At 68.3% G+C, this 22112-nt stretch carries 27 protein-coding genes; 15 read left to right on the plus strand and 12 right to left on the minus strand.

What is annotated here, in order from left to right; translation table 11 throughout:
- Positions 1-6: 6 nt before the first annotated feature.
- The 8 genes from mdcC to V3B30_RS10380 all read left to right on the plus strand — a co-directional run bounded on the left by mdcC (position 7) and on the right by V3B30_RS10380 (position 6592).
- A complete protein-coding gene (gene mdcC / locus V3B30_RS10345; protein ID WP_100471609.1) occupies positions 7-327 on the plus strand; it encodes a malonate decarboxylase acyl carrier protein in 321 nt (106 codons plus the stop codon).
- Positions 324-1232: a biotin-independent malonate decarboxylase subunit beta gene (locus tag V3B30_RS10350; protein WP_262084607.1), complete on the plus strand. Its 909-nt coding sequence runs from the start codon at positions 324-326 to the stop codon at positions 1230-1232. Before mdcC ends, V3B30_RS10350 begins: the two co-directional genes overlap by 4 nt.
- Positions 1229-1939: a biotin-independent malonate decarboxylase subunit gamma gene (mdcE, locus tag V3B30_RS10355; RefSeq protein ID WP_262084608.1), complete on the plus strand. Its 711-nt coding sequence runs from the start codon at positions 1229-1231 to the stop codon at positions 1937-1939. The genes V3B30_RS10350 and mdcE overlap by 4 nt, the downstream gene beginning before the upstream one ends.
- A complete protein-coding gene (mdcG, locus tag V3B30_RS10360; RefSeq protein WP_262084609.1) occupies positions 1932-2573 on the plus strand; it encodes a malonate decarboxylase holo-[acyl-carrier-protein] synthase in 642 nt (213 codons plus the stop codon). The genes mdcE and mdcG overlap by 8 nt, the downstream gene beginning before the upstream one ends.
- Positions 2570-3427, plus strand: a complete 858-nt coding sequence (gene mdcB, locus V3B30_RS10365; protein WP_262084610.1) for a triphosphoribosyl-dephospho-CoA synthase MdcB — start codon at positions 2570-2572, stop codon at positions 3425-3427. The genes mdcG and mdcB overlap by 4 nt, the downstream gene beginning before the upstream one ends.
- The gene (gene mdcH / locus V3B30_RS10370; RefSeq protein ID WP_262084611.1) at positions 3424-4344 is read left to right on the plus strand and encodes a malonate decarboxylase subunit epsilon; all 921 of its coding nucleotides are present in this window, start codon (positions 3424-3426) and stop codon (positions 4342-4344) included. Before mdcB ends, mdcH begins: the two co-directional genes overlap by 4 nt.
- A 104-nt stretch (positions 4345-4448) precedes the next feature.
- A complete protein-coding gene (locus V3B30_RS10375; protein ID WP_262084612.1) occupies positions 4449-5816 on the plus strand; it encodes an SLC13 family permease in 1368 nt (455 codons plus the stop codon).
- Positions 5817-5872: 56 nt separating this feature from the next.
- The gene (locus V3B30_RS10380) at positions 5873-6592 is read left to right on the plus strand and encodes a GntR family transcriptional regulator (RefSeq protein WP_262084613.1); all 720 of its coding nucleotides are present in this window, start codon (positions 5873-5875) and stop codon (positions 6590-6592) included.
- A 156-nt stretch (positions 6593-6748) separates the two neighbouring features.
- On the opposite strand, the gene V3B30_RS10385 is transcribed toward V3B30_RS10380, so the two are convergent.
- A complete protein-coding gene (locus tag V3B30_RS10385; RefSeq protein ID WP_262084614.1) occupies positions 6749-7075 on the minus strand; it encodes a hypothetical protein in 327 nt (108 codons plus the stop codon).
- Between the two features lie 149 nt (positions 7076-7224).
- On the opposite strand from V3B30_RS10385, the gene V3B30_RS10390 reads away from it, so the two are divergent.
- Positions 7225-8172: a nucleoside hydrolase gene (locus tag V3B30_RS10390; protein WP_053506836.1), complete on the plus strand. Its 948-nt coding sequence runs from the start codon at positions 7225-7227 to the stop codon at positions 8170-8172.
- Between the two features lie 4 nt (positions 8173-8176).
- Here V3B30_RS10390 and V3B30_RS10395 read toward each other — a convergent pair whose 3' ends face one another.
- From V3B30_RS10395 to V3B30_RS10415, 5 genes are all read right to left on the minus strand, one after another.
- Positions 8177-9436: an MFS transporter gene (locus tag V3B30_RS10395; RefSeq protein ID WP_100471601.1), complete on the minus strand. Its 1260-nt coding sequence runs from the start codon at positions 9434-9436 to the stop codon at positions 8177-8179.
- A gap of 104 nt (positions 9437-9540) precedes the next feature.
- Positions 9541-10854: a HAMP domain-containing sensor histidine kinase gene (locus V3B30_RS10400; RefSeq protein WP_262084615.1), complete on the minus strand. Its 1314-nt coding sequence runs from the start codon at positions 10852-10854 to the stop codon at positions 9541-9543.
- Positions 10851-11591, minus strand: coding sequence for a response regulator transcription factor (locus V3B30_RS10405; protein WP_100471599.1), 741 nt, complete (start codon positions 11589-11591; stop codon positions 10851-10853). Before V3B30_RS10405 ends, V3B30_RS10400 begins: the two co-directional genes overlap by 4 nt.
- A gap of 57 nt (positions 11592-11648) precedes the next feature.
- On the minus strand, positions 11649-12194 hold the full coding sequence (locus V3B30_RS10410) for a redoxin family protein (protein WP_262084616.1): 546 nt from the start codon (positions 12192-12194) through the stop codon (positions 11649-11651).
- A gap of 3 nt (positions 12195-12197) precedes the next feature.
- Positions 12198-12998, minus strand: a complete 801-nt coding sequence (locus tag V3B30_RS10415) for an alpha/beta hydrolase (protein WP_262084617.1) — start codon at positions 12996-12998, stop codon at positions 12198-12200.
- A gap of 342 nt (positions 12999-13340) precedes the next feature.
- Here V3B30_RS10415 and V3B30_RS10420 point away from each other — a divergent pair, with 342 nt between their 5' ends.
- From V3B30_RS10420 to V3B30_RS10440, 5 genes are all read left to right on the plus strand, one after another.
- Positions 13341-13985, plus strand: a complete 645-nt coding sequence (locus V3B30_RS10420; RefSeq protein ID WP_262084618.1) for a DoxX family protein — start codon at positions 13341-13343, stop codon at positions 13983-13985.
- Between the two features lie 93 nt (positions 13986-14078).
- Complete coding sequence (locus V3B30_RS10425; RefSeq protein ID WP_100471595.1) at positions 14079-14555, plus strand: EF-hand domain-containing protein; 477 nt, start codon at positions 14079-14081, stop codon at positions 14553-14555.
- 54 nt (positions 14556-14609) lie between these two features.
- Entirely contained in the window at positions 14610-15455 is an 846-nt protein-coding gene (locus V3B30_RS10430; protein WP_262084619.1) for a DUF692 domain-containing protein, read from the plus strand.
- Entirely contained in the window at positions 15448-16233 is a 786-nt protein-coding gene (locus V3B30_RS10435; protein ID WP_262084620.1) for a putative DNA-binding domain-containing protein, read from the plus strand. Before V3B30_RS10430 ends, V3B30_RS10435 begins: the two co-directional genes overlap by 8 nt.
- Positions 16234-16235: 2 nt before the next feature.
- Positions 16236-16874 (plus strand): ferric reductase-like transmembrane domain-containing protein, encoded by a 639-nt coding sequence (locus tag V3B30_RS10440; protein ID WP_262084621.1) that lies wholly within the window; start codon positions 16236-16238, stop codon positions 16872-16874.
- Positions 16875-16935: 61 nt separating this feature from the next.
- On the opposite strand, the gene V3B30_RS10445 is transcribed toward V3B30_RS10440, so the two are convergent.
- The 6 genes from V3B30_RS10445 to V3B30_RS10470 all read right to left on the minus strand — a co-directional run bounded on the left by V3B30_RS10445 (position 16936) and on the right by V3B30_RS10470 (position 21654).
- The gene (locus tag V3B30_RS10445; protein ID WP_262084622.1) at positions 16936-17319 is read right to left on the minus strand and encodes a hypothetical protein; all 384 of its coding nucleotides are present in this window, start codon (positions 17317-17319) and stop codon (positions 16936-16938) included.
- 91 nt (positions 17320-17410) lie between these two features.
- On the minus strand, positions 17411-18547 hold the full coding sequence (locus V3B30_RS10450; protein WP_100471590.1) for a metallophosphoesterase: 1137 nt from the start codon (positions 18545-18547) through the stop codon (positions 17411-17413).
- Between the two features lie 64 nt (positions 18548-18611).
- Complete coding sequence (locus V3B30_RS10455; protein WP_100471589.1) at positions 18612-20153, minus strand: TerC family protein; 1542 nt, start codon at positions 20151-20153, stop codon at positions 18612-18614.
- A 43-nt stretch (positions 20154-20196) separates the two neighbouring features.
- Positions 20197-20421 carry a helix-turn-helix transcriptional regulator gene (locus V3B30_RS10460; protein ID WP_005408494.1) on the minus strand — a complete coding sequence of 75 codons (225 nt, stop codon included), beginning with the start codon at positions 20419-20421 and terminating at the stop codon, positions 20197-20199.
- Positions 20421-20888 carry a DUF2975 domain-containing protein gene (locus tag V3B30_RS10465; RefSeq protein WP_100471588.1) on the minus strand — a complete coding sequence of 156 codons (468 nt, stop codon included), beginning with the start codon at positions 20886-20888 and terminating at the stop codon, positions 20421-20423. Before V3B30_RS10465 ends, V3B30_RS10460 begins: the two co-directional genes overlap by 1 nt.
- Positions 20889-21072: 184 nt before the next feature.
- Positions 21073-21654, minus strand: a complete 582-nt coding sequence (locus tag V3B30_RS10470) for a hypothetical protein (RefSeq protein ID WP_262084623.1) — start codon at positions 21652-21654, stop codon at positions 21073-21075.
- 129 nt (positions 21655-21783) lie between these two features.
- Between V3B30_RS10470 and V3B30_RS10475 the strand changes: the two genes are divergently transcribed.
- Entirely contained in the window at positions 21784-22095 is a 312-nt protein-coding gene (locus tag V3B30_RS10475; RefSeq protein WP_004147836.1) for a metalloregulator ArsR/SmtB family transcription factor, read from the plus strand.
- Positions 22096-22112: the final 17 nt, after the last annotated feature.

The raw sequence follows: 22112 nt of genomic DNA on the forward strand, positions 1-22112 counted from the left end.
CTGAGCATGGAAACCCTCGACTATCGATTCGAAGGCCGCACCCCGGTGCAGTTCCCGCGCGATGCGGTACTGGTCGGCGTACTGGCCTCGGGCAACCTGGAAATCCTGCTGGAACCGGCCGCACTGGACGGCGCGATGACGGTGCGCATCATCACCGCCGCGCAGGGCTTTGGCCGCGTCTGGGAGGCGGTGATCGGCGATTTCGCACAGCGCCATCCGCTGCGCGACGTACGCATCTCGATCAACGATGCCGGTGCCACGCCGGCGGTGGTCAGCCTGCGCCTGGACCAGGCGGTGGAAACGCTGCTCGCTGGAGATGCACGATGAACCGGACGCCGCGCCACAGCTACTACGAAGCCGACGCGCGCGAGCGTATCGCCGGCCTGGTCGACGCCGGATCGTTCCGCGAGTTCCTCGGCCCGGCGCGGCGGATGATGAGCCCGCACCTGGCACAGCTCGACCAGCCCGCAGCATTCGACGACGGCATCGTCGTCGGTCAAGCCACGCTGCGCGGCAAGCGCGTGCTGCTGGCCGCGCAGCAGGGTGAATTCATGGGCGGCGGTGTGGGCGAAGTGCATGGTGCCAAGCTGACCGGCCTGCTGCGCCGTGCAGCGGTGACCCGGCCCGACGGTGTGTTGCTGCTGCTCGATACCGGCGGCGTACGCCTGCACGAAGCCAATGCGGGGCTGATCGCCATTTCCGAGATCATGCGCGCCACCCTGGACGCGCGTGCCGTGGGCGTGCCGGTGATCGCGCTGATCGGCAGCGGCAATGGCGCCTTCGGCGGCATGGGCATCGTCGCCCGCTGCTGCAGCACGGTGATCATGTCCGAGGAGGGCCGGCTGTCGCTGTCCGGGCCGGAGGTGATCGAGACCGTGCGCGGCGTGGAAGAGTTCGATTCCCGCGACCGTGCGCTGGTCTGGCGGGTAACCGGGGGCAAGCACCGCTACCTGATCGACCAGGCCCAGGTGCTGGTGTCCGATGCCATCGAGGCCTTCGCGCAGGCGGCGTTCGATGCGCTGCAACCGGACACCGCCAGCACCGATACCGATGCGGCATTGAATGCCCTGCAGGCTCGCCATGCCGCGCTGAAGGCGCGCGTGCAGGCCTGGGGCGGGTGCCGCGATGGCCGTGAGATCTGGTCGCTGCAGGGCATCGCCGAACCCGAGCGGCTGCCGCTGCTGGACACCGACGATTTCCTCGCCGCCACTGCCGATCGGAGCCTGCCATGAGCCTTCCGCTGCACGCGCTGCTCGATGCCCTGTTCCCGCGTGGCCACGCCGTTGCCGTGGAGGACTCGGTACTGACCGGTACCGCCACCACCGACGACGGCGAGGTGACCGTGATCGGCACCGCCGACAAACTCGAGGTGGGCGTGGACCACGCACTGGCACTGGCCGACACCGTGCTGGCCAGCACCGCCGCGCATCCACAGCGTCCGATCGTGATGCTGGTCGACACCGCAGGCCAACGCCTGGCACGCCGCGACGAACTGCTCGGCATCAACGGCTATTTCGCGCACCTGGCGCAGGCGCTGGACCTGGCACGCCGACGGGGGGCGCGCCTGGTGACGCTGGTCTACGGGGAATCGGTCAGTGGTGGCTTCCTCTCGTTCGGGCTGATGGCCGACCACATCCATGCCCTGCCCGACGCGCAGGTGCGGGTAATGGACCTGCGCGCGATGGCACGGGTGACCAAGCAGCCGCTGGAGAAACTGCAGGCACTGAGCCTGGCCTCGCCGGTATTCGCGCCGGGCGTGGAGAACTACGTGGCGATGGGCGCGGTGGATTCGCTATGGGATGGCGATCTGGCCACGTACCTGCTGCAGGCGCTGCGCACGCCCGCCGATGGCGACCGCCGCGCCGCGCGGGGTGCCGAACGTGGTGGGCGCACACTATCCGCAAGCGTGGCTGCAGCCGTGAGCCAGGGCGATGCCTGAGCGGCTGCCCCGCCATACGCTGGTCTGGCTGTCAGCGCACGCCGGCTGGCAGGCGGACATCGCCGCGCATGAGCCGCGCCTGGCCGACTGGTTTGCGCAGGGTCTGCCGGCCATCGTTGCGCGTCGTGCCGCGGACGATGCCGATCCCCGCCTGCGCCTTGGCGTGCCGCTGCCACCCGCCGAGGGCAAACTGCGCCTGGCCCTGCGCGTGCCGGCACACGATGTGCTGCGCACCGCGCCGCCACCGTCACTTCAGTCCGTGCTGGAAGGCGACCTTGTGCAGGATTGGCAGCGCCCCGTGCAGGCACTGCAGGACATCGCAGCAGCACGCGTGTTCGGTGCGTTCGCGTGGCAGTACCTCAGTGGCCTGCGCTATGTGCACGCACGCTCGGACATCGATCTGCTGTGGCGGATCGACACCACCGCACAGGCCGATGCCCTGGTCGCACGGCTGCAGGCGTGGGAAACCGGATACGGTCGCCGGGTCGATGGCGAGCTATGCCTCGCCGACGGTGCCGCCGTGAACTGGCGGGAGTACGCGGGACGCAGCCGCCAGGTACTGGTCAAGCGCCCGGAAGGCGCCGCACTGGAACTGCGCGAGTCCGTGTTCACCTCCGCCGGGGTGAGCGCATGAACACCGTCGCGCAACTGACTGTCGGGCCTGCAGCGGCCGTGGACTGCGCGCGCCTGGGGCGCCTCGCCGTTGCCAGCCTGCATGCAGAACTGGCCTTGGCCCCCAAACCGGGACTGGTCACGCCGTTCGATCGCGGCAGCCATCACGACATGGACGCCGGCACGTTCCTGCGCAGCCTGTTCGCGCTGCGCCACTACTTCACTGCGGTGGCCCACCTCGGTGCAGCCGGGGCGGACTTCGATGCGCTGCGCCGGTGTGGCATTGCCGCCGAAGCGGCGATGCTGCGCGCGACCGCCGGCATCAACACCCATCGTGGCGCGGTCTTCAGCCTGGGCCTGCTGGTGGCAGCCGCCGCGGCCTGCCGTTCCCGCCTGGGCCATGCCGCCACCGGTGAGCAGGCCTGCGTGGAGGTACGTCGCTGGGCTGCGGATCTGGCACGTGCGCCGCTGGATGCAGCCAGCCCGGGCCAGCGGGCGCGCACCCTGCACAAGGTGCCAGGCGTGCGCGAACAGGCCGCCGCCGGTTACCCGCTGCTGCGCGAGGTGGCGCTGCCCAGCCTGCGCCACGCGCTGGCCAGTGGCCTGCCACGCGAAGCCGCGATGTGCCACACGCTGATGCAGCTGATCGCACACACCGAAGACCTCAATCTGCTGCATCGCGGTGGCGCGGAAGGCCTGCGCTGGGCACGGCAGCAGGCCCACCGTTTCCTGGCCGAAGGGGGTGCCTTCGCGCACGATTGGCAGCCGCGCCTGCAACGCATCGCCGATGCCTTCGTTGCGCGTCACCTGAGCCCTGGTGGCAGCGCAGACCTGCTCGCCTGCAGCCTGTTCCTGTTGCAGCAGGAGGGCACGTGAGCCTTGCCCTGCTCTGCCCCGGACAGGGCGCGCAGCATGCGGCGATGTTCGATCGCGTGCGCGGCCTCGCCGCCGCGCAGCCGGTGCTCGATGCCACGAGTGAACTGCTGGGCCGCGATGTATTCAACGTCGCAGCCACCGATGATCGCTTCGACAACGCGCAGGCGCAGCCGTTGCTGAGCGCTGCCAGCCTGGCGCATTGGCAGGGGCTGCGTGAGCTGTTGCCGACGCCGTCCGTGATCGCGGGCTACAGCATCGGCGAGCTCGCCGCGCATGCCATCGCCGGCAGCTTCGACGCCACCACCTGCCTGGCACTGTCCGCGCAGCGCGCGCGGCTGATGGATGCCGCCAGCCCCGATGACGCCGGACTCCAGGCAGTACTGGGACTGGACCGCACTGCGGCCCAGCGCTTGTGCGATGCGCATGGCGCCTTCATCGCGATCGCCAATGGCCATGACCACTTCATCGTAGGCGGTGCACGGCCGTCGCTGTACGCGTTGGCGGCAGACGCGCAGGCGTGCGGTGCGGAAATCCGTCCATTGCCGGTCCATGTGCCCGCGCACACGCCGCTGCTGGCCGGCGCAGTGGCACCGTTTGCCACTGCCGTGGAAGCAGCACAGGTGCAGGCGCCGCGGCTGTCCCTGTTGGCCGGCGTCGATGCCCGCCCGGTGCGGGAGCGCGCCGCAGTGGTGCACACGCTGTCGGCACAGCTGGCACAGACCATCGAATGGGCGCAGGTGATGCGCCAGGCCTTCGAGCGTGGCGCGCGGGTATTCCTGCAGCTGGGCCCGGGCAACGCGCTGGCGCGCATGGTCGCGCCGTCCTATCCGTGCTGCGAAGTGCGCGCGGTGGAAGAGTTCCAGAGCCTTGAAGGCGCCGCGGCCTGGGTCCGCAGCGCGCTGGAGCGGCTGCAATAACGGGTTCGAGCAGTACGCATCACGCAACACGCCGTACGTCGCCTTACCCCGGGATGGCGGGTCTCCATCCGCGCTGTACGTGAGTCACGTGTCTGGGAGGGCGCATGAGTCCACAAATCGCAACGATCATCGGCCTGGTGATCATGTTCATCGTCGCCACCGCGATGCCGATCAACATGGGAGCCGTCGCCTTCGCGCTGGCCTTCATCATCGGCGGGCTATGGGTCGACATGGGGGGCAAGGAGGTCCTGGCCGGCTTTCCCGGCGATCTGTTCCTGACCCTGGTCGGCATCACCTATCTGTTTGCCATTGCGCAGAAGAACGGCACCATCGACCTGCTGGTGCACTGGGCAGTGAAAACGGTGCGCGGCCATATCGTGGCCATTCCGTGGGTGATGTTCGTGATCACCGCAGTCCTCACCGCGTTCGGTGCGCTGGGCCCGGCGGCGGTCGCAATCATCGGCCCGGTCGCCCTGCGCTTTGCCAAGCAGTACAACATCAACCCGCTGATGATGGGATTGCTGGTCATCCATGGCGCGCAGGCGGGCGGCTTCTCGCCGATCAGCGTGTACGGCAGCATCACCAACGGCGTGGTGCAGAAGGCCGGGCTGGAAGTGACCGAGATGGCGGTGTTCCTGACCAGCCTGGGCTTCAACTTCATGATGGCGACGATCTGCTTCTTCGCCTTCGGCGGCATCGCGCTGCTGCGTCGCGGCTCGATCACCGCAGCAGGAGCGCTCGGCAATGCCGAACTGGCGATGGCCGGTGGCCCGCAGGCATCGTCGCGCCAGTTCGCCATCGAAGGCCACGGCGCCCTGGTCGCGGCAGGTGGCGGCACGCTCAGCAATGATCCGGCGGCCCTGGATGCGGTGAACCTGACCCGCGAGCGGTTGTTCACCCTGATCGGCCTGCTGGGCCTGGGCGTGGCGGCGTTGATCTACAACCTCAACGTCGGCCTGGTCTCGATCACCGTGGCGGTGGCGCTGGCACTGTTGTCCCCGCAAAGCCAGAAGGGTGCGGTCGACGGCATCAGCTGGTCCACCGTGCTGCTGATCTGCGGCGTGGTGACCTATATCGGCGTGCTGGAACATGCCGGCGCGGTGGACTTCATCGGCAACGGTGTCTCCGACATCGGCATCCCGCTGCTCGGAGCGCTGCTGGTCTGTTACGTCGGCGGCATCGTTTCCGCATTCGCCTCATCAGCAGCGGTACTCGGCGCGACGATTCCACTGGCGGTGCCATTCCTGATGCAGGGCCACCTCAGCGCCGCCGGCGTGATCTGCGCGCTGGCGGTGTCATCCACCATCGTCGATGTCAGCCCGTTCTCGACCAACGGCGCGCTGGTGGTGGCCTCGGCCGCCAAGGAAGAACGCGAGACGCTGTTCCGCCGCTTCCTGGTCTACAGCGGCCTGGTGGTGGCGCTGGGGCCGCTGCTGGCCTGGCTGGTGTTCGTGGTGCCGGGCTGGATGTAACCGCCAGCCGGTCGTGCCGGCCGCTGGCCGGCGCGACCTGGCGTTACACTCTGCGCATGGCTATTGCCCCTGCCCCACGGTCACCGAAGAAGCGCGCGCCCCTGTATGAAGAGGTGGCCGAACACGTGCGCGAACGCATCTACGATTACCGGCTGCCGCCGGGAGAATGGATCGACGAGCCTGCGCTATGCGAAGAACTGGGCATCAGCCGCACGCCCCTGCGCGAGGCGCTGAAGCTGCTGGCGGCAGAAGGTCTGGTGCAGATCGATGCCGGCCGTGGCAGCCGGGTCACGCGGCTCACCCTGGAAGACCTCAACCAGCTGTTCCCGGTGATGGCGATGTTGGAAGGCCGCTGCGCGCATGAGGCGGTGAAGCACATCGACGACGCCGGCGTGCAGCAGCTGGAAGACCTGCATGCGGCGATGGAAACCGCAGCAGCCGAGGGCAACATCGCCGAGTATTACCGCAACAACTACCTGATCCACGAGACCGTGCAGCATTACGCCGGCAACCCGTGGCTGATCCGTATCACCCACGATCTGCACCGCATCCTGAAGATGCATCGCGGCCGCCAGTTGCTGACCCCCGGCCGCACCGCGCAGTCGCTGGCCGAACACCGCGAGCTGATGGAGTGCTTCCGCCGCCGCGACGCGCTGGCTGCCGAACGCACCATGGAACGCCATCTGCTGAGCCAGGGCCAGGCACTGGCCGCCTATGTGGCGGCGGGCGGGCTGTTGAACGTGCCGGCGCCGTTGCCGACCGAAGGCGGCGGCTGAGCTGTTGGGGTTGCCGGGCCCCCGCCGGCCCACCCCCGGCGTGGCCGGGGGGGGGGTGGGGCGGGCGCGGGCGCGGCCCCCCCCCGCCCCCCCCACCCCCGCACCTCCCCTGGGGTGGGGAGGCCGGCCCGCGGCCCGGCACCCTGGGACGTCCCATCAATCGCCGCCACCGCAGCTGCCGCCGTCACCCCCGCCACCATCACTGCTGCAGTCGGCGCTGCTGTGGTTGTGATGGCTGTGGCTGTCACTGGCATAACCACCTGAGCTGTCGTAGATTGCGCCACCATCCCCCCGGCTCCCCGAACCATCGGCCGTGGCCACCGCCATGCACAGGATCGCGCCGACCAGCGGCAGCAGCCAGACCAGCAGCAGCTGCACCGTGCGGCCCCCGGCCGACAGGCCGTCGCGCTGCGCAACCACCACGGTGGCCACTACGTTCAGGACCAGCACCAGCAGGACCAGCAGTACGGCGAGGATCAGCATAGGGAGGCTCCGTGCCTGGACGGGGGCATTATGGCCTGCCACCCCGGCAATGGCCCTGCCTGTCATGAAGATGGGACAATGTAGGGCGCGCCGGCCTGCCCCGTGGCCGCCGGCGCCCCCGCACCACACGGAAGAAGAAGAACAACAACATGCTGAAAGTCATTTTCGATACCGACCCGGGCGTCGACGACGCCCTGGCCCTGCTGTACCTGCACAAGCACGCCCAGATCGACCTGATCGGCGTCACCACCACCTTCGGCAATGCCTCGGTGGAGTCGACCACGCACAACGCGCTGTACCTGAAGCAGGCCTGGGGCTTTGCCGCCCCGGTTGCGCGCGGCGCCGAAGGCCCGCTGCAGCCGGAAGCCACTCCGGAAGCCTGGCCGGTGCACATCCACGGCCACAACGGGCTGGGCAACCACCCGGTGCCGGCCCACCTGGACGTGGCTGCCGATGCGCGCCCCGCCCACCAGCTGATCATCGACCTGGTCCGCGCCCATCCGGGCGAAGTGACGCTGGTCGCGGTCGGCCGCATGACCAACCTGGCCCTGGCCCTGCAGCAGGCCCCGGACATCGCCGGCCTGGTGCGCGGCGTGGTGATCATGGGCGGCGCCTTCCACGTCAACGGCAACATCACCCCGGCCGCCGAGGCCAACATCTGGGGCGATGCCGAAGCCGCCGACGTGGTGTTCACCGCCAGCTGGCCGGTTACCGCGATCGGCCTGGACGTGACCACCCGCGTGGAAATGGACCGTGACGGCCTGGATACGCTGGCTGCGATCGGCGGTGCCGATGCCGAGCTGGTGCGTGCGCTGTCTCAGGATTACGTGGACTTCTACCTGCAGGCCGGCCACAAGGGCATGGTCGTGCATGACTGCTGCGCCTGCATCGCGCTGACCCGCCCGGAACTGTTCCAGTTCGAGCGCGCCAGCGTGCGCGTGGCCACCGACGGCGTGGCCCGCGGCATGACCATTCCCAAGCCGGAAGGCCTGGCATTCGGCCCCAGCGTGTGGGACGGCCACGTGGTGCAGTCGATTGCCATCGGCGTGGATGCGGCCGCGGTACTGGCCGACATCGAGCAGACCCTGAAGGTCTGACCGGCTAGCGCTTGGCCCTGCCCGGGACCGTCTCGGGCAGGGTCCACAGCACCGGCAGCACCAGCACCGCCACCAGCGCGATCATCGCACCCGGTGCCGCTGCCCAGCCGCTGCGCTCCACCCACCATTGCGCCAGCCATGGCGTTGCTCCGCCGAAGAAGGCGGTGGCCATGGTCACCCCCAGTGCCAGCCCGCTGACCCGGCCTTCGCCGGGGAACTGCTCGGCGGTGGCCGGCGCCGCCACCGCGCTCACGCCACCGGCCACGCAGGCCAGCAGCACCGCGGCCAGCGCGATGCCCAGCGGCGTCGCCTGCGCCATCCAGGCGAACAGGGACAGCGGCAGCAGCGCTGCCAGCAAGGTCAGGCCCAGCAACATCGGCCGCCGCCCGACGCGGTCGGACAATGCACCACACAGTGGCGTGATCGCAATCACCGCCACCGCCGCAATCGTCGACAGCCACAGCGCGTCACCTTCGTCATGACCCTGCGCATGCAGGAATGCCGGCACATAGGTGATACCGACGTAGTAAGTGATCGAGCCCAGCGCAGAGATCGCGAAGGTGCGTGCCACCGCCAGCGGATGGTTGCGCAGTACATGGCGAAGCGGCGTGGCCGGGATGCTGCCCTCGCGGCGCTGACGCTCGAACTCCGGCGACTCATGCATGCCCGAGCGTGCGACCAGGATCACCAGTGCGAGCCCGGCACCGACGAAGAACGGAATACGCCAGCCCCAGCTGTCCAGCTGCGCGGTGGGCAGCAGCGCAACCGTAACCGCCGAAATCGCCACCGCCAGCAGCGCCCCCACTTCACTGGCCGCCGATGCCAGCGAGGTCACCAGGCCACGTCGCCGCGCCGGTGCGCTTTCCAGCAGGTACGCCACCACCCCGGTGTACTCACCGCCCACCGAAAACGCCATCACGCAGCGCAGTACCAGCAGCAGCACGCCCGCCGTGGTACCTGCCGTGGCCGCTGTCGGCAGCAGTGCGGTGGCCAGCATCGCCGCTGCCATCAGGGCCATCGACGCGAGCAGCATCCAGCGCCGACCCAGCCGGTCGCCCAGGTGGCCGAAGCACAGCGCGCCCAGCGGGCGCATCAGGTAGGACACTGCGAAGCCGGCCAGGGTGACCAGCAGCGCCTGCTCGCCACCGCCGAAAAACACACGCGACAACACCGTGGCGAAGTACAGGTACAGGGTGAAGTCGTACCACTCCACCACCGTGGACAGGCCCGCCACCCACATCGAGCGCTGCCGCGCCGCGGTCATTTCATTCATGGCGGAAGGGTGTCACGCGCGGGGTGATGGCGCGGTGCACCTGCCAACCGGGGTCAGAGCCCTTTGCCGGTGGCAAAGGACTCTGATACCAACCATCAGCCCGGCAGCTGCAGCTCCGCCCGCAGACCGCCGCCCTCGCGGTTGTGCAGCCGCAGTGAGCCGCCCAGCGACTGCGCCAGCTGCACCGCGATGGCCAGGCCCAGGCCGGTGCCGCCGGTATCGCGGTTGCGCGAGCTTTCCAGCCGATGGAACGGTGCCAGCACCGCCTGCAGCTGGTTCTCCGGGATACCCGGGCCACGGTCGGAAATACGGATCCATATCCTGCCAGCCTCATCACGGCCGGCTTCGATCTCGGCGGCACCGGCGTAGCGCACTGCGTTGTCGACCAGGTTGCCGACCACCCGTCGCAGCGGCTGCGGCCAGGTCTGCACGATCAGTCCAGCGGGTGCGCCGCCACTGACCGGCTTGCCCATGTCCTCGTAGTCGCCGACCACACTGGCCAGGAATGCACCCAGGTCCATCGACACCGGCGTACCACTGGCGATGTGGCTGCTGCGCGCATAGGCCACGCCTTCCCGCACCAGTTGCCCAAGGTGGTCGAGGTCGGCCAGCAGGCGCTGCTGGGTGCTGTCTTCAGGCAGGGTCTCCACCCGAAGCTTCATGCGCGTGATGGGGGTCTGCAGGTCATGCGAGATCGCTGCAAGGATCTGCAGGCGCTCACTGACATGGCCACGAATGCGTGCCTGCAGCGCGTTGAGTGCGGCCGCCGCACCGCCTACTTCCACAGGGCCATCTTCAGGCAGTGCCGGTCCGTCGTTGCCCGGCTGCAGCTGTTCCACCGCACGCGACAGCTGCTGCAACGGGCGCATGGCCAGGCGCACTGCCAGCCATGCGCACACCAGCAGCAGCGCCAGCTGCACAAGCAGTACGGCGGGCAGCCAGCGTGCCAGCGGCAGGCCCGACGGGGTGACTTCAATGGTCAACGGCGTGCCGTCGTGCAGGCGCAGTTCGACCTCGAAGCGCTCCGGCAAACGAGCTACCTGGCGCGCCTGCAGCGGATAGCGGTGCTGCAGGCTGTCGTCGATGATCGCAGTGACCTGGCGTGCACGATCGGTCTGCAGCCCGGGCCCGGCCGTAGCCGGGCGCAGCAGGTAACGGTAGGTGCGCCGCTCCAGCCGCGGCACCCAGGCGTCGCGCTGCTCTGCGGGCAGGTGCTCCAGCAGCGCGACACTCACTGCCACATCCTCATCCAGGTTGCGCAGCATCATGCTGCGGGTGGATTGGTAGCGTTCGAAGAACAGCAGGCCGAAGGACAGCGCGTGGGCCAGCGCCAGTCCGCCCAGCAGCACCAGCAGCAGCCGCGCCGACAGCGTGCGCGGCCAGCGTGGACGGCGTGCGCCGGTGTTCATTCGTCCGGCCCCAGCAACTGCACCGGCACGCTGAACACATAGCCTTCGCTGCGCACGGTCTTGATGTAGGTCGGCTCGCGTGCGTCGTCACCCAGGCGCTGCCGCACGCGGCTGACCAGCAGGTCGATCGAGCGGTCGAACAGTTCGGCATCGCGGCCCTGGGTGAGGCTGAGCAGCTGGTCACGGCTGAGCACGCGATTGGCGTGATCGAGGAACACGCGCAACAGGCGGAACTCGGCACCACTGAGCGGATACGCGGTGTCCTGTGCATCCAGCAGATGGCGCGCGGTGGTATCCAGGCGCCAGGCACCGAAAGCCAACTGGCGGCCGGCTTCGCTCACCTGCAGGTTCGGCGGCAGCATCTGTGTGCGACGTATCACTGCATTGATGCGTGCCAGCAGTTCGCGCGAGGAAAAGGGCTTGGTCACGTAATCGTCGGCGCCCATTTCCAGGCCGATGATGCGATCGGTCTCGTCGTCGCGGGCGGTCAGCAGCACCACCGGCACCGCACGATGCTTGCCGGCGCGCAGGTTGCGGCACAGGCTCAGGCCGTCCTCGCCCGGCATCATCACGTCCAGCACCACCAGATCCACCGCGTGGGTGTCCATCAGCGCGCGCATGGCCCGGCCGCCGTCGGCCTGGCTCACGCGCAGGCCGTTGCGTTGCAGGTAGTCGGCCAGCATCTGGCGGATCTCACTGTCATCGTCGACGACAAGGATGTGCGGTACAGGATTCATTGCGTTCTCGATGAAGGCAGGGGGCAGCGCCGCGCGGCGCCGCCATGGTAGCGCGGCTCAGGGGCTGGCCAGCAGGCGCTGGATCTCGCTTTCGGTACGTGCGTAGTCGCCCTCGCCGTAATGGCGATAGACCACCCTCCCCTGCCGGTCGAGCAGGTACAGTGCCGGCCAGAAGCGGTTGCCCCAGGCATTCCAGATCCGGAACTGGTTGTCCTGCACCACCGGCCAGGTGATGTCCAAGCGGCCGATGGCCCTGCGCACGTTGCCGGGCAGGCCCTCATAGGCGAACTCCGGCGTATGCACGCCGATCACCTGCAGGCCCTGCGACGCGTAGCGTGCATGCCACTGGTGAACATACGGCGCCACATTGAGGCAGTTGCTGCAGGTGTAGGTCCAGAACTCGACCAGTACCACCTGCCCCCGCAACTGCTTCAGTGTCATCGGTGGGCTGTTGTGCCAGGGCCCGCCACCGCCGAACCCCGCCTTCGGTGCTGCGTCGAGCGGCTGCGCGCCGGCCTCGGCGCCGGGCCATGCCAGCAGCAACGCCGCTCCACCCAGCAGGCCCAGCAGCAGGGGCAGTGCATACCCTCGTAGCGCGGCCATCGCTCAGCCCCCCTGCTCGGCCAGCGGCAGTTCGGCCGGCTTCACGCCTGCCGCCTCCAGGATGCTGTCGGCCACCTGCGCCGGATGCGAAAGCAGCGACACGTGGCTGCTGCCGATCGATTGCAGCTGCGCACCAATGCGCTTTGCAGTGGCGGCCTGCAGCTGCGGCGACAGCATGCGATCGTCGCGGCTGAGCACGTACCAACTTGGCTTGCTGCGCCATGCCGCAACGTTCACCACCTCGCCCAGCGCGCTGGCCTTCAACGGGACCTGCGTGCTGTACAGCAGTGCGGCCGACTTCTTCATCACGTCCGGCGCGAAGTCCTGGGCGATGGCATCAGCGGGCAACGTCAGGTAGCCATCCCTTTCCTGCAATCGGGCCAGGCCCGGACCGACCGGGAAACCTTCGCCCTGTTGCGCCGAAGACTGCCCTGCATCCGGTGCGAACGCCGCCACGTACACCAGCGCCTGCACCTTCGGGTCATCGCCCGCCTCGGTGATGACCGTACCGCCCCAGCTGTGGCCGACCAGCACTACCCTGCCGGGCGCGGCGGCAATGGCGCGACGGGTGGCGGCGACATCGTCGGCCAACGAGGTGAGCGGATTCTGTACGGCCACCACCGGCAGCTTCCAGTCATGCAGGGTGCTGATGACCCTGTTCCAGCTGGAGCCATCGGCGAAGGCGCCGTGCACCAGGATGACGGTGGGCGGTGCAGCGGTATCGGCCTGGGTAGCGAAGGCGAAGGAGGGGGCGGCGGCGCCGGCAAGGGCGAGAGCGGCGGCAAGCAACGAGCTACGGATCATGGGTGGCACTCCGGTGTTGGGAGTGGCCATTTCCGCTTGCCGGTGTATCGGCGCTGTTTCTCCGCGGCGCAGAGTTGTACCGGACTGTAGGGCGCAGGCGTGTTTCTACAGTGGGATACATTCGGGCGCCGCGCCCGGCCAGGCACTACCGGGTGGAAATCGTTCCCCGCGCGCGGGCGCGCAACGCCCCGATGTGCATCAACGCATCATCTTTGTATCTGACTGTAGGAAACCCCGGCCGCGGCCACAGTCGCTGACAAAACCCCGGGCAACGGCACACGTTGCCGATACCTGCGCCGCCTGAAATGGCCTCCATCGACCACTGGCCCGCAGGACACCACCATGATCAGCACCGCCTCTTCCGTGTATACCCCCCGCCTGGACGCCGTCGGCCGCTGGCTCTCGCCCTTGGCGCTGCGCGCCCTGCTGGCCTGGGAGTTCTTTGAATCCGGCCGCGAAAAGCTGGGTGGCCAGAACTGGTTCGCCGACCTGGAAGGCCGCTTCCCCTTCCCGTTCTCCACTCTGCCCGCGTCGCTGAACTGGCAGCTGGCCACCTGGCTGGAACTGGTGGGTGCGGTGATGCTGCTGCTCGGCCTGGCCACGCGCTCGGTGGCTTATGTGTTCTGGGTGCTGACCGTGGTCGCCATCGCCGCCGTGCACTGGCCCGACCAATGGAACGGCCTGGGCGAACTCTGGCAGGGCTATGCAATCACCGACCAGGGCTACGGCAACTTCAAGCTGCCGCTGCTGTTCCTGGCCATGCTGCTGCCACTGATCCTCAACGGCGGTGGCGCACTCAGCGTCGACCGGCTGCTGGCCGGCTCACAGCCCGCCCCCGTTGGCAATGACGGCCTGGGCTGGGGCGTCAGCCTGATCGCCCTGCTGCTGCCGGTTGCCGCGCTGCTGCCCGGCATCGGCTTCGGCGGTGCCCTGCTCGGCGGTGTGCTGCTGCTGGGCCATCTGCTGCGTCGTCGCCGCAGCGCCTGATCTGATCTGCCTTTTCCCACGCGCCTCTTTCCGTCGCCTGTTCGGCGGCGTCCATCCCGCACGCCCCGCGTGCATTCCCAAGGAGTCACCACCATGTCCGTCTCGACCAAGAACACCCCCTCCTCCCGCCTGCCGCGCATCGGTGCCATCGGCATCGCCCTGGCCGGTGGCCTGCTGCTGGCCGGCCAGGCCGCGGCGATCCAACCGCTGGCGATCAGTGCGGTGGCCATGAGCGCCGCCGCCGAAGGCAAGTGCGGTGAAGGCAAGTGCGGGGCCAGCAAGGCCACCACCGGCAAGCCCGCCGGCAAGGCCAGGGTCGCCGAGGGCCAGTGTGGCGAAGGCAAGTGCGGCGACGCCTCGTTTGCCCGCACCGACCGTGACCACGACGGCCGGGTCTCGCGTGCCGAGTTCAACGCTGTGGCCGCCAAGCGTGCCGCCGAGTTCGACCGCATCGACACCGACCACGACGGCTACATCAGCGAGCAGGAGGCGCACGACTACCTGCGCAGCGTCTACACCGCCAACGGCAAGCCGATGCCGAAGGGCCTGTTCTCCCGCGTTGCCGATTGATCGACGTTCAACCGGCGCCGCCTCCAGGGCGGCGCCCTCTCCGGAGTATCCGTGATGCCCCTGCCCCTGCCTTCCAATGCCGCCGGTCTTGGCCTGCGCCGTGGCCTGATCGACGAACTGCTGGCCATGCCGGCCGGTGCCATCGACTTCCTCGAAGTTTCGCCCGACAACTGGATCGGCGTCGGCGGTGCACACGGTGCAGCGCTGCGCAGGTTGAGCGAACGCCACCCCCTGACCTGCCATGGCCTGTCGCTGTCGCTGGGCGGTCCTGATCCGCTGGACCGCACCCTGCTGGCACAGACCCGTACCTTCCTCGACCTGCACCAGGTGCAGCTGTACAGCGAACACCTGAGCTACTGCGCCGCCGGCGGCCATGTCTACGACCTGCTGCCGCTGCCGTTCACCGCCGAGGCTGTCCACCACGTCGCCGGGCGCATCGCCCAGGTGCAGGACATGCTGGGCCGACGCATCGCAGTCGAGAACATCTCCTACTACGCCGTTGCCGGCGCGGACATGAGCGAGATCGACTTCATCAACGCCGTGCTCGCCGAAGCCGACTGCGACCTGCTGCTGGACGTCAACAACGCCTTCGTCAACGCCTGCAACAACGGCTACGACGCCTTCGAATTCCTGGCCCGCGTGCCGTCCCACCGTGTCGCCTCGCTGCATGTAGCCGGCCACTTCGATGAAGACGATGGCTTCAAGATCGACACCCACGGCGCGCCGGTGAAAGGCATGGTCTGGGCGCTGCTGCGCGAGGCCTATGCGCGGGTGGGCGTGCGCCCCACCCTGCTCGAGCGCGACTTCAACTTCCCGCCACTGGCCGAGTTGCTGGCCGAGGTTGCGCAGATCCGCCAGGCACAGGCTGAGGCACGTTGGCCCGAGGTGGCCCATGGCTGAGTCACTGGCCACACTGCAACGGCGTTGGGCCGACCATGTGCGCGACCCTGCAATGGCCGCACCCGATGGCGTCGAGGCGCGCCGGTTGGCGGTGTACCGCCGCCTGTGCATCGACAGCCTGGACACCCTGCTGGCTGGCACCCTGCCACGCCTGCAACACCAGTTGGGCACGCCGCGCTGGCGCGACACGGTCGAGCACTACTACGCCCGCCACACCTGCCACACCCCGTTGTTCCCACAGATCGCTGGCGAATTCGCGGCCTGGCTGGCAGTGCAGGACACACTGGCACTGCCGGCCTGGGCAGCGGAACTGGCGCACTACGAGAGCACGCAGCAGTCGCTGCACATTGAAGCCCGTGGCGCCGGGCAATCGCTGCACTGCACGCCCCTGGACAGTGATGTGCTGGCGATTTCGCCGCAGGTGCGGGTACTTGGCTACCAGTGGCCGGTACATGAGGGCGAGGTGCTGGCGCCGGTGCTGGATGCAGCTCCCACGCTGCTACTGATGCGCCGCATGCCCGATTTCAGACTGCAGGTCGAGGAACTGGCCCCGCTGGCCTATACGCTGCTATCGGTCTTCGGCGATCACGGCACACGTGTGGATGACGTGTTGCAGACCGTGGCTGAAGCACATGGTGTCGCGCCGGATGAACTGCGTGCGGCCTGCATTCCAGTGCTGCGCGACCTCTGCACGGCAGCCGTTCTGGTTGCGTCGACTGATCCCCGGGAACGCCGGCCAGGGGCCGGCACTACCCCCTCTCCATTCTTCGAGGCCTGACCATGACCGTTTCCAACACGTCCTTCCTGCACGGCTGGCGCCTGTTCGTAGCCATCAGCGTGGTCCTGATCGCGTTCGCACTGACCGCCTTCGCCCTGCATCCCGATGCAGCCGAAGGCAGCCGGGCGGCGATCCGGGTCACTGCACGCACATCGTTCCTGCTGTTCCTGGCGGCGTTCACGGCATCGTCGTTCGCCAGCCTGCTGCCCGGCCCGTTCACTCGTTTCCTGCTGCGCGAACGGCGCATCATCGGCCTGTCCTTCGCGTTCTCGCACCTGCTGCACGCAATCGCCATCACCAGTTTCGGCATCCTCAACCCGGCGTTCTGGCCAGCACGCTCAGCGCTGGCCAACCTCCCGGGCACGGTGGGTTACATCGCCATCCTGGCGCTGGCCATCACCTCGCACCAAGGGCTCGCCCGGCGCATGGGACCCACCGCCTGGCGTCGCCTGCACGTAACCGGCATGTGGATCATCGCGGCGGTGTTTACCTACTCGTACTTCAAGCGCGTGCCGGGCAACTTCTGGTATGCGGTGCCGTCGGCGCTGCTGTTCACCGCCTTCGTGGTGCGCTGGATCGCCAAGCGGGCACAAGCACTGCGTCGAAGTGCGCATCCGCGGCCGCCGCTGCGGGCGGCCTGACGGGCCGGGGTCAGTTCCCTTTGCCAAAGGCGAAGGGAACTGACCCCATCATGCCGCCCCATCAGCCGTCGCGTGTGGCGCGATAGGCAGCGTAGGCATCGAGAATCCCCTGCAGCCGCGCGCGTTGCTTCGCCCCCATGGATACCCGTTGCACGCGCTTCAGCAGCGTCTTCCACATGTACCCGGAACGGAAGAAGTATGGCCGCACTTCGAGGAAGGTCAGCGCGACGTCCAGCGTATTCGGGTCATCCTCCGCCAGCCGTCTCAACGCGTTGGCATAGCCACCCGGAAATGCCAGCCGCTCGTAGTGCAGGTGGAATTCCGCACAGGCCGCAGCGTGCCGTGCCCGCTCCTCCGGCCCACGCCAACGTGCACCCGCGGTATCGCGGATCACCTGGCGGAGCCGGTTGATGTCATCGGCATTGGCGCGGATCAGGCGTTCCATCGGTGCACGGGGATGGGCCACGGGACTTTCCAGATTTGCCAGCGGTCAGATCCCTTCCCAAAAAGGGAAGGCATCTGCCCCCACTTCCGGGTCACGGCGCGCGGCGCAGCGTCACCAGGGTGATCTCCGACGGCACGCCGATGCGCGCCGGGAAACCCGCCCAGAGGCCTGCACCATTGCTCACGTACAGGGTCATGCCATCCACGTCGTAGCGACCGGAGACATAGCCACCGTTGGCCCGCTTCACCAGCTGGTCCATGCCGATGATCTGCCCGCCATGGGTATGCCCGGACAGCTGCAGCTTCACGCCACGCGCGGCCGCCTCACGTGCATTGCGCGGGCGATGGTCGAGCAGGATCACGGGGGCAGATGGATCAGCCCCCGCCAGCGCAGCACCCAGGTCCGGCAGCGGCAGGCCGTAGCGTGCGGCCACCGGGTCGGTAACCCCGGCGATGGTCAGCGCCGCATCACCGCGCCGCACCTGCAGGTGGCTGTTCTCCAGCACCTGCATGTGCAGCGCGCGGAACGCCTGCATCCACGCCTGGTACTGCGCGTAATACTCGTGATTGCCGGTGATGGCAACGACGCCATCCGGCGCCCGCAGGTCCGCGAGTGGGCGCGCGTCGTCACGGCGGGCCTCGACACTGCCGTCGATCAGATCACCGGTGATCACGATCAGGTCCGGCGCCAGTGCGTTGCTCTCATCCACGACCTTGCGCACCCAGTCGCCGGTCAGCAGGCGGCTGGCATGGATGTCGGTGAGCTGCAGCACGCGATAGCCGTCGAACGCGGCCGGCAATCCGGCGATGCTCACCTCGATCTGACGGGGCGTGGGCACTGCCATGCCCTGGCTGACACCATGACCACTGACCAGCAGGGCCAGCACGCCGGCCACCGGTCGCAGACGCCGCGCGCGCAATGCGGCTACCGCGCGAGGCCAGCGCGACAGCCGCGAAAGCAGCAGGCCGGCGTCCAGCACCAGCATCACCAGCGCCAGCAGCAATACGGCGGTCGAGCCGGTGGCCAGCGTGGCGATGGCCAGCTTCGGGATCTCGGGCGAGGCCATCGTGCCCCAGAAGGTGGCGACGATGCGCAGCTGCACGGCAACCCCCACCAGCAGCACCGACAGCACGACCTTCAATGCGGCGGGCATGCGCAGTGGCCAGAACAGGCGCCAGGCCACATACAGGCCCATCAGGAAACCGATCGTACTCAGCACTGCAACCATCCTGGAAAGAACGCGGGTCCGCCATGGTGACGGTTGCCGGCAGTGTTGTGTAGCGGAAAGTGGGTCAAGCCATTCCGCCGAGGCGTTGCACCCGCAGGCGGGCGATGCGGCGCTTCTCCATCGCCAGCACGGTGATGCGCACGCCGGCCACCTCCACCGCATCGCCGATGTCCGGCAGGCGGCCCAGCTGCTCCAGCACCAGGCCGGAGATGGTCATGTAGTCGGCACTGCGCGGCAGCGACACCCCCGCCAGACGCTGCAGATCATCCACGGTCAGCGCACCGTCGGCCTCCCACTGATCCTCTCCCTGCGCGACCACGCCATAGCGCTCGTCCTGGGTATCGACCAGGTCGCCGGCAATCGCCGCCAGCAGGTCGTTGGCGGTCACCAGGCCCTCCACGCTGCCGTACTCGTCCACCGCCACGGCCAGCGGCACCGGGTGCTGGCGGATCAGTTCCAGCGCCTGCAAAGCACTGGCACTGGACAGCACGTACTGCGGCTCACGCAGGTTGCCTTCCAGCTGCAGCGGCTTGCCCTGCAGCAGGTCAGCCAGCACGTCCCGGCTCTGCACCACGCCACGCAGGCTGTCCAGGTCACCCTCGCAGACCAGCAGGCGGGTATGCGGCGACGCCACCAGGCGCGCCACCACGTCCTCCTGCCCACGTGCCAGGTCGATCCACTGCACGTCGGCACGCACGGTCATCACGCTCGACACCGGGCGATCGGCCAGGCCCAGCACGCTGCGGATCATCTCGTGTTCGGCCGGCTGCAGGCGATCATCGGCGTCCACCTGCTCGTCCACGCCTTCGCTGTCGTGGCCGTTCGCCGGACGCGCGCCCAGCATCCTCAGCACGGCGTCGGCGGTACGCTGGCGGAACGGCTGGCGGCGCTCGTTGCGCTCGCGATTGAAGCGCACCCACTGGTTGAACGCTTCGACCAGGATCGAGAAGGCAATGGCCGCGTACAGGTACCCCTTCGGGATCTTGTAGCCCAGGCCTTCGGCCACCAGGCTGAAACCGATCATCAGCAGGAAGCCCAGGCACAGCACCACCACCGTGGGATGCTTGTTGACGAAGCGGGTCAGCGGCTTGCTGGCCACCAGCATCAGCGCCATCGCGATGGTCACGGCGGCATACATCACGCCCAGGTTGTCGACCATGCCCACCGCGGTGATCACCGAGTCCAGCGAGAACACCGCGTCGAGCACCACGATCTGTGCCACCACCATTGCGAAGCTGGCGTAGACCTTCTTGCCATCCTCGTGGTGCTCGCGGCCTTCCAGCCGTTCGTGCAGCTCCATGGTGCCCTTGAACAGCAGGAACAGGCCACCACCCAGCAGGATCAGGTCACGCCCGGAGAAGCTGTGGTCGAACAGCGTGAGCAGCGGCTCGGTCAGTTTCATGATCCACGCCAGCGCCGCCAGCAGCACCAGCCGCATCAGCAGCGCCAGTGCCAGGCCGATCACGCGCGCGCGGTCGCGCTGGTGCGGCGGCAGCTTGTCGGCAAGGATCGCGATGAACACCAGGTTGTCGATGCCGAGAACGATCTCCAGCACGACCAGGGTTGCAAGGCCCATCCATATCGAGGGGTCAGCCAACCATTCCATTTCAGGTCCGTTTCGTCAGTAGGCAAGGGAAAAGAGCAGACATTCAATCGGCGTCCTGCGCCTGCGCCGGGTCATGCCCGAGCAGGTCGCCGGGCGTGCACTGCAGCTCGCGGCAGATCGCATCAAGCGTGGAAAAGCGGATGGCACGCGCCTTGCCGGTTTTCAGGATCGACAGGTTCGCCAGGGTGATGTCGATGCGCCCGGCCAGCTCGGACAGGGTCATGCCCCGTTCCTGCAGCATGCGGTCCAGGGTGATGACGATCGCCATCAGATGACACCGTCGAGGTCATCGCGCATCGCTGCGCCCACGGCGAACACGCGTGCAAGCACGAACAGCATCAGCACCGCCACCAGGCCGGTGATCGACATGCCTCCGCCCACCTCCATCCAGGTGAAGTCCGGGCCCATCCAGGCCGCGTAGGCGCCGATCAGGATCGACAGCAGCTCCATCGCCAGCATCAGCCACGCCATGCGTTGCAGGCGCTGTGCATTGGCGTGGGTGAACGGCCGTTCGCGCGCCGCCGATTTCAGCAGCCGCGACAGATGGCGCAGGAACATCAGGCACAGCACCAGCAGCGCGACGATCGCTCCCAGGCCCAGGCAGAAATGCAGGAACAGGTCGTTGCCGTGCGCGGCGGCGGCCTCGGCGTCATGCACGCTGTCGAGCAGCCAGCGACGGTCGTGAGCAACAAGCGGCACAGCCAGCAGTGCGGCCAGGATGCCCAGCCAGCACATCGCCCGGACGGCCTGTACGGCGGCCTGGGCCAGGGTGAACAGGCCTCGCGCGGGTCTGGCGCGGGCGGGACGAGCGGTCAAGCGGCCTCCGGCATTGGGGTGGCTACGCCGCCCCGGGTGGATTTATCGATAAACGATATACCAGATCCCGCGTAGAAGGCTGAATCGCGCTGGCTGGTCCCGATCAGGGCCCAGGCGTGCTCTGCTCCAGCATCGCTTCGCCCGGCGTCACCGAAGCCATCGCCTGCACGCCGGCCTCGGCCGCCTGTCGCGTGACCAGCCGGAAGCGCGCCTGCAGCTTGGATTGCCCCGGCGTGGCCCAGCCGTACTGGATCGCCACCTGGTCGGCCGACAGCGGCCCTCGGCCCGGGAGCGAGCGCGCCTGCAGCGGCTTCGGTGCCGCCTGCACCAACCGGGCGAACCCCTTCTGCACGACCGCCGCGTCGGCCTTTTCGGCGTAGACCGTACACGTGCCATCGTCAGCCCAGCTCACCGCATAGCGGCCACTGGCCAGGGGCACCATCCAGGCCACGCCCGATTGCCCCTGCAACAGCGTTGCGGCTTCGGCGGGCTGCAGCGGCGACAGGCCATTGGACTCCATCAGCGACTGCAACCGCGCCGGGGCCCCGATGTGCTGCATGCAGGCGGTATCGAACAACTCGCTGAAGGCGTCCTGCGCCGGGGCCTTGGCCTTGGCTGCGCGCGCAGGCGGCGCCACCACCAGGGCAGGCAGCAGGGCCAGGACCAGCCAGGAGACAGGGCGCATCGGAACTCCACGGTACGGAAATCAGCGGGGAGGATGGCAAAGCCCAGGCGTGCCACGCAACGGGTCATGGCTTGACAGCCGCCACCGGCGGGAGGAGTATCAGTTAACGAATTAGTTAATTAGCTCGCCATGGACCGCATCTTCGAAGCCCTTGCCTCCACCGCCCGCCGGCAGATCCTGGCCTATCTCAGCGCCGGTGAGCTCAGCGCGGGCGAGCTGGCCGAGCGCTTCGACTTCAGCAAGCCGGCGTTGTCCAGCCACCTGCGCATCCTCGAGGAAGCCGGACTGATCGAACGCGAGAAACGCGGCCAGTTCGTGTACTTCAGGCAGGTACCCGACCGTTTGGCCAACACGTTGTTCTCGTGGGCGGCCGAAGTCTGCCCTGTCGGCGGCCCGCTCAAGCGTGAAGCCCGCGCCCGCCGCAAGTCCCCCGCCCGCTGATCCGCCTCGCCAAGGAG

The organism is Stenotrophomonas sp. SMYL41 (genome assembly GCF_036319965.1).
GTDB lineage: Bacteria > Pseudomonadota > Gammaproteobacteria > Xanthomonadales > Xanthomonadaceae > Stenotrophomonas > Stenotrophomonas maltophilia_R.